Below are 16963 nucleotides of genomic sequence, written 5' to 3' on the forward strand. Positions count from 1 at the left end.
TTTGAGTGACTGCGTACCTCCCGACGATCAAGCAGCTGCAGTACCTCGTCGCGCTGCGGGATCACGGGCATTTCGGCAGCGCTGCGGAGAGCTGCTTCATTACCCAGTCGACACTGTCGGCCAGCCTGCGTGACCTCGAAACGCTGGTCGGGGTCACTTTGGTCGAGCGCACTCGTCGGGTGATCCGCTTCACGCCACTGGGCGAGCGAATCGCCGAGAAGGCGAGGCGGGTGCTCCGCGAAGCCGAGGAGCTCGCCGACATGGTCCGTGCAGAGGGTCTGCCGCTGACCGGTGAGCTGCGGATGGGCGTCATCCCGACGATCGCGCCGTTCTTCCTGCCGGCCGCCCTGCCGCACCTGCGCAGCCGCTGGCCCGAGCTCAAGCTGTTCCTGCGCGAGGAGACGAGCCAGTCGGCGTGCGAGGCCCTGCATCGCGGGCAGCTCGACTGCGTGTTGCTGGCCACGCCCTATGCGTGCGGCGACGTCGACATGATGGAGCTGTTCAAGGACGAGTTGCTGCTGGCGTTCCCGCCACAGGACAATCCCCCGGCAACGGTGTCGGCCAGCGCGATCGACGAACATCGATTGCTGCTTCTGGAAGACGGGCATTGCCTGAAGGATCACGCGCTCGCGGCGTGTAATCGCCCGCAATTGCGAGCCGAGGCGCGGATGCTGGGAACCTCGCTGCACACGCTGGTGCAGATGGTCGACAATGGCCTGGGGCTGACGCTGATCCCGCAGATGGCGGTGCTTGCCGGCATCCTGAACGGAACCGGCATCGTCACGCGGCACCTCAATGCCGACGCATCGTCACGCCAGATCGCACTGGCATGGCGCAAGGGAAGTCCTCGCGCCGTCGAGTTCGGATTGCTGGGGAAGGCGTTCGTCGAGGCGCAGCAATCGACAGGGCAGGTTGCCGAGGTGTCTGACTGATCGGTCGACGAATGCCGCCCGGTAGATCTGGTCTTGGCGACCAGACCTACCGGGTCCAGCGTTCGGGTTAGTTCGCGACCTCGACCGGGTGCGCCGGATCGGCCATCGCCAGGTCGAACCGGTCGGCGTTCATGACCTTGTTCCATGCCGCGACGAAGTCCTTCGCGAACTTCTCCTCGTTGCCGCGTTCGGCATAGACCTCGGCAGTTGCGCGCAACTGGCTGTTCGAGCCGAAGATCAGGTCGGTGCGGGTGGCGTGCCAGCGCTTCTGGCGGCCGCCGCGATCGTAACCGATGAACTCCTCGTCACTGCTGGTGTCGACGACTTCCCAGAAGGTGTCGTTGTCGAGCAGGTTGACGAAGAAGTCGTTGGTCAGCTGTCCGATCCGCGTCGTGAAGGCGCCGTTGATGCTGCCGCCGTGGTTTGCACCCAGCACCCGCAGCCCGCCCAGGAGGACAGTCATTTCCGGCACCGACAGACCCAGCAGCGATGCCCGGTCGAGCAACAGCTCCTCGGTCTTCACCGAATGCTTGGTCTGCAGATAGTTGCGGAAACCGTCCGCCTTGGGCTCCATCACGTCGAAGCTCTCGGCATCGGTCCAGTCCTGCGTCGCGTCGCCCCGACCGCCGGTGAACGGCACGTCGATCGCGAAGCCGGCATCACGGGCGGCCTTCTCGACGGCCGCAGTCCCGGCCAGCACGATCGCATCGGCCATCGACAGGCTGCCACGCAGTTCCTCGAGCTTGGCAAGCACGGTCGCCAGCTCTGCCGGCTCGTTGACCGCCCAGTTGCGCTGCGGGAGCAGCTGGATGCGAGCGCCGTTCGCACCGCCGCGGTGATCAGAGCGGCGATAGCTGGACGCCGAAGCCCAGGCGGTCTTGACGAGCTGGCCGACGCTGAAACCGGCGTTAAGGATCTTGGCCTTGAACGCCTCGACCTCGGCAGCCGACGGCGTCGTGCCGGCCGGCACCGGATCCTGCCAGATCAGGTCCTCCTGCGGCACCTCGGGTCCGAGATACCGGCCCTTGGGTCCCATGTCGCGGTGGGTCAGCTTGAACCAGGCGCGCGCGAACGCATCCTTGAACGCCTCGTGATCGTTGCGGAACTTCTCCGAGATGACGCGGAATTCCGGATCGACCTTCAAGGCCATGTCGGCCGTGGTCATCATCGTCGGCACGCGCTTGGACGCATCATGCGCCGCGGGAGCCATGTCCTCCAGCTTCTGGTTGATCGGCTGCCACTGCTTGGCGCCGGCCGGCGAGCGCACCAACTCATAGTCATAATCGAGCAGCAGGCGGAAGTAGTTCTCCGACCATTCGGTCGGCGTGTTGACCCAGGCGCCTTCGATGCCGCTGGTGATGGTGTGCTCGCCGACGCCGGTCTCGTGGCCGCTGGTCCAGCCGAGACCCTGCAAGGCAATGTCTGCGCCTTCCGGAGCAGCACCGACATGGCTCGGATCGCCGGCGCCGTGCGCCTTGCCGAATGTGTGGCCGCCCGCGGCAAGAGCGACGGTCTCCTCGTGGTTCATCGCCATGCGCTCGAACGTCACCTTGATGTCACGTGCCGACTGCAGCGCGTCGGGATTGCCGCCGGGGCCTTCGGGATTGACGTAGATGAGGCCCATCTGGATCGCTGCGAGCGGGTGCTCGAGCTCCATCTCGCGATCGGGCTGGATGCGCGTCTCGGTCGATTCGACCCAATTTTCCTCGGCACCCCAGTAGACATCGCGCTCGACCTCGAACACGTCCTTGCGGCCGCCGCCGAAGCCGAACACCGGGCCGCCCATCGATTCGATGGCGACGTTGCCGGTTAGGATGAACAGGTCGGCCCAGCTCAGGTTTTTCCCGTACTTCTGCTTGATCGGCCACAGCAGGCGACGTGCCTTGTCGAGGTTGCCGTTATCCGGCCAGCTGTTGAGCGGCGCGAAACGCTGCTGCCCGCTGCTCGCACCACCGCGACCGTCCGCAGTCCGGTAGGTACCCGCCGCGTGCCACGCCATGCGGATGAAAAACGGGCCGTAATGTCCGTAATCCGCGGGCCACCACGGCTTGCTGTCGGTCATCAATGCGGTCAGGTCCGCCTTCAAAGCCGCATAATCGAGCTTCCTGAACGCTGCGGCATAATCGAAGTCATCACCCATCGGGTCGGGCGAAACGCCACCCTGATGGAGAATGTCGAGGGGTAGCGAATCAGGCCACCAGTCGCGGTTGGTGCGACCGAGCAGCGATCGCGCCGCTGACTCCTTCATCGGGCAACCCTCGAGGTTGCTGGTCTTCATGTCCATTCTACGTCTCCCAAGAATCCGTATCAGAGGAACCTAGGCCCGCCTGTCGTCTCATATAAACGATTAATCTTCATCGGACGGAACGGAAAAACCGATCAAAGACCGGAACCGGCCCCCGATTTACTTCTGGTCGGGGAGTGAGACCCGGACCGACTGTTGCACCAACGACACACTGTCGTTCTCAGTCGATGCCGTTAACCATCAAAATGCGCTAAACTGCACAAATCGATCTCATAGAGTGAGAGCGTTCGGGCATTCTGGCATACAAAGGCGTAGTTCTGCGCTGCGGATTATGGCAAGTATACAAGATCAACCGCAGAGAATGCGGCATTTGACCGTCCGTAACGCGGCGGGACCACTTAAGGGGAGACGAATGATTTACGACACCGGGAATCTTGTACAGGGCCGCCGCGGTAATGCGCGCCTGATGACAGCTTTGGTCGCATCGGCAAGCGGCATGGCGATGATGCTGGCCGCATCATCCGCATCGGCACAGACGCCAGCACCAGCAACCACCGACACCACCGTCGCAACGCCACCTTCGGCCCAGATCGACAGCGGCAGCGCCGAAGCTCAGGATATCGTCGTCACCGGCTCGCGCATCACCGCGGCAGGCTTCGACGCACCGACCCCGACGACGGTTATCGGCGCAGACTTGATCGCCAAGGCAGCGCAGCCCAACCTTTTTAATGCGATCACCCAGCTTCCGTCGCTGCAGGGCAGCACCGGAACGACGGTCGCCAACGGCAACACCAGCACCGGCGCAACGGGTCTTTCGGGCCTTAACCTGCGTGGCCTCGGCACTTTCCGCACGCTTACCCTGCTCGACGGCCAGCGCGTCGTCGCGTCGAATATTTCGAACATCACCGACATCAGCCAGTTCCCGCAGCTGCTCGTCGAGCGCGTCGAAGTCGTGACCGGCGGTGCCTCGGCATCCTACGGTTCGGACGCCGTCGCCGGCGTGGTGAATTTCATCACCAACAAGAAGTTCGAAGGCTTCAAGGCCAACATCCAGGGCGGCATCACCACCTACGGTGACGATGCCCAGGGCACCGTTCAGGCTGCCTACGGAAAGTCGTTCTTCGATGGCAAGCTGCACGTCATTGCCAGCGGTGAATACTTCCACAGCGACGGTATCATCCCGGGCGGCAAGTTCGGCGGACTTCCGGTCAACGGTCGTAAGCGGCTGCCGCGCACCGGCGGACCGTCCTACTCCATCGCCGGTACGCCTGCAGGCTCGCCGCAGACAACCTATTATACCGACGGCGCGCAGAATATCGCTCAGGGTCCGAATGGCCTGATCACGTCTGGCCCGCTTCAGGGAACCCTGTTCGGTGCCGGCGGCACGACCACCCAGCTCGTCTACGGCGGCAGCGGCATTCCGAACCGCACTGCGGGCGGTGGCGTGCAGGGCTGCATCCAGACGACCTGCCTCGGCGGCGCTTATTTCGGGCCTCTCAGCACGGCTGGTGGCGATAATGCTATCGACGCCAAGATCGACCGCATCGTCGGTTACGGTCGTGTTTCGTATGACCTGAGCGACAATTTCGAGATCTTCGGAACGGTCAACCTGGCGCAGGTCAAGACGATCACGCAGCCGACGCAGGGCATTCCGCAGAACGGCCTGACCGGGCAGTGCGATAACGCCTTCCTCAACCAGTCGGTCAAGGATCGCTGCGCAGCCGCCGGGATCACCAGCTTCACGTTCGGCACGATCGGTGAGAACCTGCCGCACTACCTCGACGTCCACAACAATCGTAAGCAGCAGCGCTTCGTGATCGGTGCCGACGGCAAGTTCGACTTGTTCGGCAGCACCTGGAGCGTCGACAGCTACTTCGAGCATGGCCGGACTTCGACCGCGATCAACGTCAAGAACAACGTGTTGCGCGCTCTTTATAACGCCGCCACCGATGCGATCCGCCTGCCGACCGGCGAGATCGTCTGCCGCAACGTTACCGCACGCGCCAGCGGCTGCATCCCCTACAATGGTTTTGGTGATGTCGAGAATTCGGAAGCCGCATTCCGCTATTTCGCTCCGGCCGCGGGTTCCAGTTCGTACAGCAAGCAGCGTCAGGACGCGGCCAGCATCGCGATCAACGGCACGCCGTTCCATAACTGGGCCGGCGAAGTCTCGGTGGCGTTCGGTGCCGAGTGGCGCGAAGAGGCTTACCGGGTGACCGGCGATCCTTATGGTGCCGGTATCGCCAATACGCCGTTCAACGACGAATATCCGTCCAATCCGCTGCTTGCGACCACGGGCAGCAACTGGTTCGCCGGAAACTTCGCCAACGGTCACGGCAAGTATAACGTCAAGGACGTCTTCTTCGAGACCGGCATTCCGATCTTCGACAGCAACGCCGCTGGCAAGCTGACCTTCAACGGTGCAGTCCGCGCCACCGATTACAGCACGTCTGGCTGGGTCGCGACGTGGAAGCTCGGTGGTACCTACGATACCCCCATCGAAGGCCTGCGGCTCCGCGCCGTGCGGTCACGCGATATCCGCGCACCTAACCTCAGCGACCTGTTCGCCGCGCCGGTCAGCGTCAACAGCACGTTCAACGATCGCTTCAACGGCGACAAGCTCGTAGCGGCGCAGCAGCGGACGGTTGGTAACCCCAACCTGTCGCCGGAAATCGCGTCGAACCTCGAAGCCGGTATCGTTTACAGCCCATCCTTCGTGCCTGGCCTCAGGCTCTCGGTCGACTATTTCAAGATCGACCTGAAGGACGCCATCCAGGTTCTGGGCGGCCAGCAGATCATCGACCTCTGCTTCCAGGGTAACGCGGCATTCTGCGGCACCGACAACTTCTTCCTGCAGGGTGTCCAGGGCAGCAACAGCCAGAGCTACGTCACCGTACGGCCGTTCAACGTCGCATCGGTGAAGACCAAGGGCCTCGACATCGAGGCGAGCTACCGCTTCACCCTCGACAGCATCGGCGTCCCGGGTAACTTCACGGCGCGTGCTCTCGCTACCCGCACGATCGACTTCACTGTCGATCCGGGCGTAGTCGGTCAGGCGATTGCCCAGTACGCTGGCAACAACAGCGCCAACAATCCGGCGCCTGGTGCCAACGGCATCGCCAAGTGGAAGGCGTTCCTTCAGCAGTCGTGGGAGCTGGGCAAGTTCCAGTTCACGGCTACCGAGCGGCTCGTCAGCAAGGGCAAGATCAACGCCATCGCCATCGTCTGCCAGGTCGGCAACTGCCCGGCTCCGACCATCCAGACACCGACCGCGAACTTCAACTTCATCCCTGGTCAGGCATACATCGACCTGGGTGTGAACTATGAAGTCAGCGAGCCGATCTCGGTGTTTGCCAAGGTCGACAACGTGACCAACAAGCTCGCACCGCCCTTCGGCAGCCCGACCATTTATGACACCATCGGTCGTCGCTTCCTGGTCGGAGCACGCTTCAACTACTAGGTCCAAGCCTGGATCATCTGACGCAGACTGGAGAGGCGCGAGCGGGAGCTCGCGCCTCTTTGCGTTTGTAGACGGGCGCATGTCCGACGTCTGGGGCCGCCAGGCCCGGCTTAATTGCTCTTAGAGCGATGAAAAGCTTGCCAGCCCGGGCACTATGCCCTAGACGTTGATTCCCGGCGGACGGGTGCTTCGAGTTTTGAGGTGCTGGTTCATCCAGACAGCGGTGATGGGATGTAGGGCCTTGAGAGGGGCCTGGTTTTCTGTCGCGGTTGTGTGGCGGGTTTCGGGACGGCCGGCGGTTTTTGCCACGGGCCATTTTGAAAAAGGTGTTGACGGGGATTGAGACGCGGTTCATAAGCCGTTCCCGACGCCGAGACGAACCAGCGGGTTTGTTCTTGGGTCTCGACCAAAATCACTGCTTCGGTCTCTTCCGGTAGAACGGGGGATCAGAGCAGTGTCGCTCTTTCTCTGGCCTCCGGGCTGAGTTCGGGTGGCTCTTTCTCATCGTAGGTTGAATGAAGGGACATGTGGACGGCGGTCGACGTGCTGGAGGCTTTAGGCTCCGGTTAGCGTCGTAAATCGTCGTCTATATGTCTTTATATACGTTACCACATCGCTCCGGGCTTCGGCTCGGAATACGTTAGTGACGTTGTGCAGACAGATAGACTCCTAAAACGAGCTTCGGTTTCGCGGATTTATTCGCGGGGTCGTTGCCCGGTCATAAACTTGAGAGTTTGATCCTGGCTCAGAACGAACGCTGGCGGCATGCCTAACACATGCAAGTCGAACGAGATCCTTCGGGGTCTAGTGGCGCACGGGTGCGTAACGCGTGGGAATCTGCCCTTAGGTACGGAATAACTCAGGGAAACTTGTGCTAATACCGTATGATGTCTTCGGACCAAAGATTTATCGCCTAGGGATGAGCCCGCGTAGGATTAGCTAGTTGGTGGGGTAAAGGCCTACCAAGGCTACGATCCTTAGCTGGTCTGAGAGGATGATCAGCCACACTGGGACTGAGACACGGCCCAGACTCCTACGGGAGGCAGCAGTGGGGAATATTGGACAATGGGCGAAAGCCTGATCCAGCAATGCCGCGTGAGTGAAGAAGGCCTTCGGGTTGTAAAGCTCTTTTACCCGGGAAGATAATGACTGTACCGGGAGAATAAGCCCCGGCTAACTCCGTGCCAGCAGCCGCGGTAATACGGAGGGGGCTAGCGTTGTTCGGAATTACTGGGCGTAAAGCGTACGTAGGCGGCTTTTTAAGTCAGAGGTGAAATCCCGGGGCTCAACTCCGGAACTGCCTTTGAGACTGGATCGCTTGAACGTCGGAGAGGTGAGTGGAATTCCGAGTGTAGAGGTGAAATTCGTAGATATTCGGAAGAACACCAGTGGCGAAGGCGGCTCACTGGACGACTGTTGACGCTGAGGTACGAAAGCGTGGGGAGCAAACAGGATTAGATACCCTGGTAGTCCACGCCGTAAACGATGAGAACTAGCTGTCGGGGCTCTTAGAGCCTCGGTGGCGCAGCTAACGCATTAAGTTCTCCGCCTGGGGAGTACGGCCGCAAGGTTAAAACTCAAAGGAATTGACGGGGGCCTGCACAAGCGGTGGAGCATGTGGTTTAATTCGAAGCAACGCGCAGAACCTTACCGGCGTTTGACATGGTAGGACGGCAGGGAGAGATTCCTGTCATCTCGCAAGAGACCTACACACAGGTGCTGCATGGCTGTCGTCAGCTCGTGTCGTGAGATGTTGGGTTAAGTCCCGCAACGAGCGCAACCCTCGCCTTTAGTTGCCATCATTAAGTTGGGAACTCTAAAGGAACCGCCGGTGATAAGCCGGAGGAAGGTGGGGATGACGTCAAGTCCTCATGGCCCTTACGCGCCGGGCTACACACGTGCTACAATGGCGGTGACAATGGGTCGCAAACCAGCAATGGTGAGCTAATCTCCAAAAGCCGTCTCAGTTCGGATTGTTCTCTGCAACTCGAGAGCATGAAGGCGGAATCGCTAGTAATCGTGGATCAGCATGCCACGGTGAATACGTTCCCAGGCCTTGTACACACCGCCCGTCACACCATGGGAGTTGGATTGACCCGAAGGCTGTGGGCTAACCCGCAAGGGAGGCAGCAGACCACGGTCGGTTCAGCGACTGGGGTGAAGTCGTAACAAGGTAGCCGTAGGGGAACCTGCGGCTGGATCACCTCCTTTCTAAGGATCCGGCGAATAGCGCTTGGGATTTGATGACCGTCTTGAAGCGGTCGTCATCACCTGAGAATGCTTTCTCCTCTCCAAAGAACATTACCGCCGTCCTCATGTCCCTTCATCCTGGAAATGCCGCTGAGCAGCCATGCGCCCTTGCGCCGGCCCCGTTTATGACGGGCTCGGCGGTTTGGGGGCCGGTAGCTCAGTTGGTTAGAGCACACGCTTGATAAGCGTGGGGTCAGAAGTTCAAATCTTCTTCGGCCCACCATGTTTTGCAAGCAGGTCGCGCGCGGTCGTCTTTGGACGGCCTGGCAGCACTGGTTGTATTGGGGCCTTAGCTCAGTTGGGAGAGCGGTAGCTTTGCAAGCTTCAGGTCAACGGTTCGATCCCGTTAGGCTCCACCAACTTTCTCTTTTCGTCTTCCAGGATGAGGCAACCAGTTTGCCGTACTTGTCTGAACCCTCAAGGGTCGGGCGAGCTGCGGCGATACCGGATGCCGGCTTCGTGCCGGATCCGTCTTTGACATTGTGAATGGGTTTAGAAAATCGAATGCCGCAGGGCTTCGTCACGGGATCTTTCCCCGTGATGTGAGACTGCGGTGCTTGATGGACCGTATGACCATGCGTGCAGCACTTCAGTGCTGTCGTTGGTGGTGCGGGTTTCAAGCGTGAGGTAAGGGCATATGGTGGATGCCTTGGCATGCACAGGCGATGAAGGACGTGGCACGCTGCGATAAGCTGTGGTGAGGTGTGAGCAACCTTTGACCCACAGATTTCCGAATGGGGAAACCCAATTTCTTCATCAAATTCGAGTTGATCTCGGTCGTCGCAAGATGGCTCGGGATCAGTTGGAGTTTGGTGTGGAGATTATCTCATACTGAATACATAGGTATGAAGAAGCGAACCCGGGGAACTGAAACATCTCAGTACCTGGAGGAAAGGACATCAACCGAGACTCCGTTAGTAGTGGCGAGCGAACGCGGACCAGGCCAGTGGCCTTCAACTAGTCAGCAGAATCGGATGGAAAGCCGGGCCGTAGCGGGTGACAGCCCCGTATGCGTCAGCGAATTGAAGGTCCTTGAGTAAGGCGGGACACGTGAAATCCTGTCTGAATATGGGGGGCCCACCCTCCAAGCCTAAGTACTCGTGCATGACCGATAGCGAACTAGTACCGTGAGGGAAAGGTGAAAAGCACCCCGATTAGGGGAGTGAAACAGTACCTGAAACCGTATGCCTACAAGCAGTTGGAGCCCCCTTGAGGGGTGACAGCGTACCTCTTGTATAATGGGTCAACGACTTAATATGTCATGCAAGCTTAAGCCGTTAGGTGAAGGCGCAGCGAAAGCGAGTCTGAATAGGGCGACCATAGTATGACGTATTAGACCCGAAACCCGGCGATCTAGGCATGACCAGGATGAAGGTGCGGTAACACGCACTGGAGGTCCGAACCGGTTACCGTTGAAAAGGTATCGGATGAGTTGTGTTTAGGGGTGAAAGGCCAATCAAGCCGGGAAATAGCTGGTTCTCCGCGAAAACTATTGAGGTAGTGCCTCAGATGATTACCGCACGGGGTAGAGCACTGGATGGGCTAGGGGGTCGCGAGATCTACCAAACCTAACCAAACTCCGAATACGTGCGAGTACAGTCTGGGAGACAGACGGCGGGTGCTAAGGTCCGTCGTCGAGAGGGAAACAGCCCTGACCAACAGCTAAGGTCCCCAAATCGTGTCTAAGTGGGAAAGCATGTGGAAGTCCCAAAACAACCAGGAGGTTGGCTTAGAAGCAGCCATCCTTTAAAGAAAGCGTAACAGCTCACTGGTCTAGGTAAGGATTTCTGCGGCGAAGATGTAACGGGGCTCAAGACACGTACCGAAGCTTTGGGTGTGCATTTATGCACGCGGTAGCGGAGCGTTCCGTAAGCCTGTGAAGCAGCCTGGTAATGGGTTGTGGAGGTATCGGAAGTGCGAATGTTGACATGAGTAGCGATAAACAGGGTGAGATGCCCTGTCGCCGAAAGCCCAAGGGTTCCTACGCAAGGCTAATCCGCGTAGGGTGAGCCGGTCCCTAACACGAGCCCGAAGGGGGTAGTGGATGGAAACACGGTTAATATTCCGTGGCCTGGTGGTGTGTGACGGATCTCGTGTGTTGTCGGGACTTATTGGATTGTCCCGGCTTCGAAGAGGTTCCAGGAAATAGCCCCACCGTATAGACCGTACCCGAAACCGACACAGGTGGGCTGGTAGAGTATACCAAGGCGCTTGAGAGAAGGGTGTTGAAGGAACTCGGCAAATTGCCTCCGTACCTTCGGAAGAAGGAGGCCCCATGTTAAGGCAACTTTTCATGGGGGGCACAGGCCAGGGGGTAGCGACTGTTTAGCAAAAACACAGGGCTCTGCTAAGTCGGCTTCAAGACGACGTATAGGGCCTGACGCCTGCCCGGTGCCTGAAGGTTAAGTGGAGATGTGCAAGCATCGAAATGAAGCCCAGGTAAACGGCGGCCGTAACTATAACGGTCCTAAGGTAGCGAAATTCCTTGTCGGGTAAGTTCCGACCTGCACGAATGGCGTAACGACTTCCCCACTGTCTCCAACACCTGCTCAGCGAAATTGAATTCCCCGTGAAGATGCGGGGTACCCGCGGTTAGACGGAAAGACCCCGTGCACCTTTACTGCAGCTTCAGAGTGGTATGAGGAATGAACTGTGTAGCATAGGTGGGAGGCTTTGAAGCTTGGGCGCCAGCCTGAGTGGAGCCATTAGTGAAATACCACCCTGTTCGTTTCTTATATCTAACCTGCTACCATGAAACTGGTAGAGGGACCCTCTGTGGCGGGTAGTTTGACTGGGGCGGTCGCCTCCTAAAGAGTAACGGAGGCGCGCGAAGGTTGGCTCAGGACGGTTGGAAACCGTCTGTTAGAGTGCAATGGCATAAGCCAGCCTGACTGTGAGACCGACAGGTCGAGCAGAGACGAAAGTCGGTCATAGTGATCCGGTGGTCCCTCGTGGACGGGCCATCGCTCAACGGATAAAAGGTACGCCGGGGATAACAGGCTGATAACCCCCAAGAGCTCATATCGACGGGGTTGTTTGGCACCTCGATGTCGGCTCATCACATCCTGGGGCTGGAGCAGGTCCCAAGGGTTTGGCTGTTCGCCAATTAAAGTGGTACGTGAGCTGGGTTCAGAACGTCGTGAGACAGTTTGGTCCCTATCTGCCGTGGGCGTCGAGATTTGAGAGGAGTTGTCCCTAGTACGAGAGGACCGGGATGAACGTACCTCTGGTGGACCTGTCATCATGCCAATGGTGCAGCAGGGTAGCTATGTACGGACGGGATAACCGCTGAAAGCATCTAAGCGGGAAGCCTCCCTCGAGATTAGATCTCATCGAGTCGTGGAAGACCACCACGTTGATAGGCCAGGTGTGTAAGTGGAGTAATCCATTCAGCTGACTGGTCCTAATTACTCTGTTCACGCTTAAGATCCCACCATCATCGACAGCACTGTCTCTCGTTAAGAGGTACAGCGTCGTAAGCGCTGGTCCGACAAGACCAGTCATTCGGTTTTCTAATCCTGTCTGTCCGCCGGCTTCATAGCTTGGTGGTCATAGCGTCTGTGCCCCACCCGATCCCATCTCGAACTCGGCCGTGAAACCAGACAGCGCCGATGGTACTATCGCTCAAGCGATGGAAGAGTAGGACGCCGCCAGGCTTTGTAGCCGGCAGACAGGCTGAACCCATTCACAATGATCATACCGTTCTCGGCGTGCTCGCACGCCCGTCGCGGGGTGGAGCAGCCCGGTAGCTCGTCAGGCTCATAACCTGAAGGTCACAGGTTCAAATCCTGTCCCCGCAACCAAATCGATCCTCAACGCCCCGGAAGGCTCAGCCTCCGGGGCGTTGTGCTGTCTGCGCCCCGAGTTCTGAGCACAGCAGCGGGATCAAGGTGAACGCCTCCGGTGGCGTGGTGCTGTTTGAAGTCTAGGCGAAGAGAGCAGCCGCAGATGCGGCGCTCCCTATGGTTATCGAGACTGCGAACTCGACAGACGATTGCTGCCCACTGGGTGTGCCTGATCCAGGATTCTCAGTGACGTCAGCAGAACGGCGTACAACGGTGTCGCCACTAATTGGCTTTGAAGGACGCGCGAGCCGCCGAGACTAAAGCTTGTGTCGGATGGGTGGATGTAAGCGCCTATCGAACCCCACGCCGACTGCAGCATTGACGTTTGCGGGTTAGCGTCGGTTTTGGCGTTTTGGCGCTGCTTCAGCTTTTGCCTGTGCGACCCGTGCCGGCATGCAGGCGGTTCGGATCGCGATCACGCTTTCTGGAATGAGCGCGCAGGCGGTGCCGAGGATTTGCTCGCGGATCGCGGGCTCGATGGGGAGCAGATCATCGCCGTTGGCGTCGCCGCAGTAGACGAGGATCATCGACAGGTGCCTGGCGGTGTCGTGGTGGGCGAGGAACGGCGCCCAGGCCTCGATCGAGAGCTTGATGGCGTCGAGGAAGCCCTCGGCCCAGTCGCCCGGGATGGCGGTGCCGTCGGGGTGCTGCCAGAAGATCGGCGCCCAGTCGTCTGGTGTGTTCCCCAGCATGGTGGAGATCGCGTTGTAGCGGGCCACGATCGCCTGCAATGCGCGCTCGCCGTTCCGGCCGGCGGGCTGGATGAGGTGCTTGTTGCCCCAGACGCTGGGCAGCCAGATCTCGGGATGGATGAATGCCGGCCCGGCGACGAGCGCGGTCAGGAACCCGTCGAGATCGCTGAGCATCATGGAGTCTTCGGGGGCTTCGTCGCTCGACAGCCAGGAGTCGAGTTCGTCGAGGGTCATGGCCGCACCCTTGGCGGATGGTCGCCGGGTCATGCAGCGATCTTGTGGCCGTGGGTCTTCGCCCACACCCATGGTAGCAACTCGTCGATCCGATTAATCGGATGCTCGCCGATCCGCTCGATAATGTCGGTGAGCCAGGCCTGCGGATCGATGCCGTTCAAGCGACAGGTCCCGACCAGCGAATAGAAGATAGCGGCATGCTCACCGCCCTTGGCGGAGCCGACAAACAGCCAGTTCTTGCGTCCCAGCGAAACACCGCGCAGGGCGTTCTCGACCAGGTTGTTGCTGATCTCGAGCCGACCGTCGTCGCAGTAGCGGACCATCACCGCCCAGCGGGATAGCGCATAGTTGCAGGCGAGCGCGAGCTCGCTCTTGGGTGCAAGTCCACGCAACTGCACCCCGAGCCAGTGGTGGAGCGCCGCAAGCTGGGGGATCGCCTCGGCCTGGCGCAGGGTTCGTCGCACATCGGGCGGCGAGCCCTTGATGCGGCGTTCGATGGCGAACAGCGCGCCGATGCGGGTGATGGCTTCAGCCGCGATCGCCGAGCGCCCCTTGCTAGTCACCAGCACGTCGTTGAACTTGCGGCGAACGTGGCTCCAGCAGCCGACCTCGACGATGCCGCGCGCGGCGCCAGTGGCCCGATCGCGGTAGAGCGCGTTGTAGCCGGCGAACGCATCGGCTTGAAAATACCCGGCATAGTCCTGCAGATGGGCGGCAGGGTGCACGCCGCGACGATCGGCGCTGAACCTGTAGACGACCGCCGGCGGGGCGTCGTCTCCTGAACAGCGGTCGTCGCGCAGATAAACCCAGAAGTGGGCGGTGCGGGTGCCGGCTGCACCGTCTGATGCGCCGGGGGTCAGCAAGGTAACGGGCGTATCGTCACCGTGGATCTTCCCGGTCGCCAGCACATGGGCCATCATCCGGTCGACGAGTGGTGCCACCAGCCAGGCGATCTTGCCGGCCCAGTTGCCCATGACATCGCGGTCGATCGCGACGCCGGCGCGGCGCAGGATCGCCGACTGGCGATACCAGGGCAGGTGATCGGCAAAGCGGCTGACCAGCAGGTGCGCGAGCAAAGCGCTGGTCGCCCGCGCCTTGGGGATCGGCAATGGCGGCACCGGCGCTTGCATGATGCGCTCGCAGGCCCGGCAGGCAAGCCGGGGCCGGAGGTGGCGGATGACCTCGAACCGTGCGGGGATATAATCGAGAACTTCGGTGATGTCCTCGCCGATGCGGATCTGAGCTCCGTGGCAGCCCGGGCGGTCGCAACCGGCAGCGGGCAGATGTTCGATCTCGCGGCGCGGCAGATGGGCCGGCAGTGGCGCGCGTCCGCCGCGGCGGATCGCGGGCACCGCGTCCTCGCCCGGCGTGTCGTCATTGGCTGGCGCGCCCGTCACAGCGTCACTCGTCATAGCCTCATCGAACAGCAGGCGCAGCTGGTCTGCTGCGTGTTGCTCCGAGCTGCGACCGAACTGGCTGCGCCGTAGCCGGGCAACTTCATGTTCGAGCTTGGCGATACGCAATGTCTGCAGCTTGGCCAGCGCCGCGCTCGCGGTCAGATCCGCCGTCGTCCGGTCGATCGTCTCGACCGCGTCGCGGACCATGCGCTGGAGAAGAATGGGGTCACGGGGCAAGCGACCAAGGTCAAACCGCATGTACAAGCACTAGCCGATCGAGCGACGTACAGCCATCGAAAACATCGAAAAGCCGATTAAAAACAACGCTAAACCGCCGTTTTACGGCATGCTGTTATCGGCTCAGACGAGCGTCGGGACAACCGGCTCGGAATGGACAATCGCCCGCTTCCAGTCGAGCCCCTCGATCAACATCGCCAGTTGCGCCGGCGACAGCCGCAACGCTCCTTCGCTGGCGCGGGGCCACACGAAGCGCCCATGCTCGAGCCGCTTGGCATAGAGGCACAAGCCGCTTCCGTCCCAGACCAGCGCCTTCAAACGATCGGCGCGCTTGCTGCGAAACAGGAAAACCGTGCCTGAGAACGGATCGAGCCGGAGGATCTGGCTGACCTGTGCCGCCAGGCCGTCAAAACCCTTGCGCATGTCGCACGGCATCAGCGACAAATAGATCTTCGTCGACGGCGGGAAACTCAGGCTCACCGGCCGAGCTCGGAAATGACGCCGAGCACCTTCTTCAAGGCCGCGCGCTCGATCTCGGGCTCGATCGTTACCCGCGCGCCTGATGGCATGACGATCTCGACCAGTCCGGTCCGAGGTGCTGGCGGGCGCTCCGCCGCTGCCGGCACGTCTGCCGCGCATAGCTCGACCGGCATGAAACCCGTCATCGCGCCCGCCAACATCTGCTTGCGCCAGGTGTACAACTGCCCCGTGCCGATGCCGTGTCGCCGCGCCACCAGCGAGGTGATCGTGCCGGGCACCAGCGTCTCCTGGACGATCCGCAGCTTGGCCTCGTCGGACCAGCGCCGGCGCCGCTCAGACTGGATCACCACAGCCGGCTGAGCGCCGTGAGCACTCGTACAAGCCTCGTACGTGCAGTCGTTGTCGTCCATCCGCGCAAGCCCTCCAACAGGCCGGCGAAAATCGTCGATTACAGCAGTGTCAACAATGTGGGGATCGTTCGGCGCTTACGGGTGGATTGAGTTTGACGGTTTAAGGCCAGCCCGATCTCGCGGCGCCATTCCGGACGCCAGGCGCTAGCCTGGTCAAGCCCGCCTCAAGCGCGGGCCTCCAGCCTGCTTTCGAAGTGCGCAAGGGCGGCGCAAAACGTTCCGTTCAGCTGAATACCTCGTTGCTCTTCGGGGCGGCAAAGCCGGCGTCGCTTGCACTGTCCGCGCTGCCATTTGCGAGCATCTACCAACGATCCAGAGGTCTTCGCGAGAACTGCGGGCTGGGTGCCTTTAGAAGCTCTTGATCGCAAGGCCTCCAAATGTCCGCCGGATTTACGTTGACGCTCTATTTGACCCCGCAATCGGGCAGCTATCCTTGCGTATCGGTGAGCGGCCATCAGGCGATGCAAAAACCCTACGGCAAGCGGCATCCCGCCGACTCACAGATTTCGCCAACAATCATTCGCGCCGATGAACCTCTTGACTACCACGGCAGCGCGCAGCCCGAATTACGATATGGATCAAGGTTCGGACGTCCGTTGCAAACGACTGCTCGTCTGAATCACGTAAAGAGGCGGCGCCAAGAAATGAATGCTATTGATGGGGCAGCGCGTCACGATCTGCGCACGGTTCGTAATGCCCGAACGGAGTTCGATAACGGACGCCTCTCAAATAGTGAGAGGGCCCCACCCAAGATTTCTTGATCGATAAACCGAACTCCGGC

Annotated in this window: 8 protein-coding genes, 3 tRNA genes and 3 rRNA genes; 9 read left to right on the forward strand and 5 right to left on the reverse strand. The window is 60.5% G+C overall.

Annotated elements, in window-relative coordinates; genetic code table 11:
- The first annotated feature begins 5 nt into the window (after positions 1-5).
- Positions 6-932 (forward strand): hydrogen peroxide-inducible genes activator, encoded by a 927-nt coding sequence (locus tag ACOFKW_RS06895; RefSeq protein WP_419816591.1) that lies wholly within the window; start codon positions 6-8, stop codon positions 930-932.
- A gap of 67 nt (positions 933-999) precedes the next feature.
- Here ACOFKW_RS06895 and katG read toward each other — a convergent pair whose 3' ends face one another.
- A complete protein-coding gene (gene katG, locus ACOFKW_RS06900; RefSeq protein ID WP_419816592.1) occupies positions 1000-3216 on the reverse strand; it encodes a catalase/peroxidase HPI in 2217 nt (738 codons plus the stop codon).
- A 427-nt stretch (positions 3217-3643) separates the two neighbouring features.
- On the opposite strand from katG, the gene ACOFKW_RS06905 reads away from it, so the two are divergent.
- The 7 genes from ACOFKW_RS06905 (at position 3644) to ACOFKW_RS06935 (ending at position 12690) form a co-directional block, all read left to right on the forward strand.
- Complete coding sequence (locus ACOFKW_RS06905) at positions 3644-6637, forward strand: TonB-dependent receptor plug domain-containing protein (protein ID WP_419816593.1); 2994 nt, start codon at positions 3644-3646, stop codon at positions 6635-6637.
- Between the two features lie 722 nt (positions 6638-7359).
- Positions 7360-8848 (forward strand): 16S ribosomal RNA (locus ACOFKW_RS06910).
- 185 nt (positions 8849-9033) lie between these two features.
- Positions 9034-9110: transfer RNA gene (locus ACOFKW_RS06915), tRNA-Ile, on the forward strand.
- 60 nt (positions 9111-9170) lie between these two features.
- A tRNA-Ala gene (locus ACOFKW_RS06920) sits at positions 9171-9246 on the forward strand.
- Positions 9247-9505: 259 nt separating this feature from the next.
- A 23S ribosomal RNA gene (locus ACOFKW_RS06925) occupies positions 9506-12313 on the forward strand.
- A gap of 115 nt (positions 12314-12428) precedes the next feature.
- Positions 12429-12543, forward strand: a 5S ribosomal RNA gene (gene rrf, locus ACOFKW_RS06930).
- Together the 16S, 23S and 5S rRNA genes with 3 tRNA genes alongside form the textbook arrangement of a ribosomal RNA operon.
- Positions 12544-12613: 70 nt before the next feature.
- Positions 12614-12690: transfer RNA gene (locus tag ACOFKW_RS06935), tRNA-Met, on the forward strand.
- A 374-nt stretch (positions 12691-13064) separates the two neighbouring features.
- Here ACOFKW_RS06935 and ACOFKW_RS06940 read toward each other — a convergent pair.
- From ACOFKW_RS06940 to tnpA, 4 genes are all read right to left on the reverse strand, one after another.
- A complete protein-coding gene (locus ACOFKW_RS06940; RefSeq protein ID WP_419816594.1) occupies positions 13065-13658 on the reverse strand; it encodes a UPF0149 family protein in 594 nt (197 codons plus the stop codon).
- Between the two features lie 29 nt (positions 13659-13687).
- Positions 13688-15262 (reverse strand): IS66 family transposase, encoded by a 1575-nt coding sequence (gene tnpC / locus ACOFKW_RS06945; protein WP_419816595.1) that lies wholly within the window; start codon positions 15260-15262, stop codon positions 13688-13690.
- Positions 15263-15415: 153 nt separating this feature from the next.
- The gene (tnpB, locus tag ACOFKW_RS06950; protein WP_419816893.1) at positions 15416-15727 is read right to left on the reverse strand and encodes an IS66 family insertion sequence element accessory protein TnpB; all 312 of its coding nucleotides are present in this window, start codon (positions 15725-15727) and stop codon (positions 15416-15418) included.
- Positions 15728-15768: 41 nt separating this feature from the next.
- On the reverse strand, positions 15769-16119 hold the full coding sequence (tnpA, locus tag ACOFKW_RS06955; RefSeq protein ID WP_419816596.1) for an IS66-like element accessory protein TnpA: 351 nt from the start codon (positions 16117-16119) through the stop codon (positions 15769-15771).
- Positions 16120-16559: 440 nt separating this feature from the next.
- Between tnpA and ACOFKW_RS06960 the strand changes: the two genes are divergently transcribed.
- Positions 16560-16943 carry a hypothetical protein gene (locus ACOFKW_RS06960; protein ID WP_419816597.1) on the forward strand — a complete coding sequence of 128 codons (384 nt, stop codon included), beginning with the start codon at positions 16560-16562 and terminating at the stop codon, positions 16941-16943.
- Positions 16944-16963 lie beyond the last annotated feature (20 nt).

Source organism: Glacieibacterium sp., assembly GCF_965200405.1.
Lineage (GTDB): Bacteria > Pseudomonadota > Alphaproteobacteria > Sphingomonadales > Sphingomonadaceae > Glacieibacterium.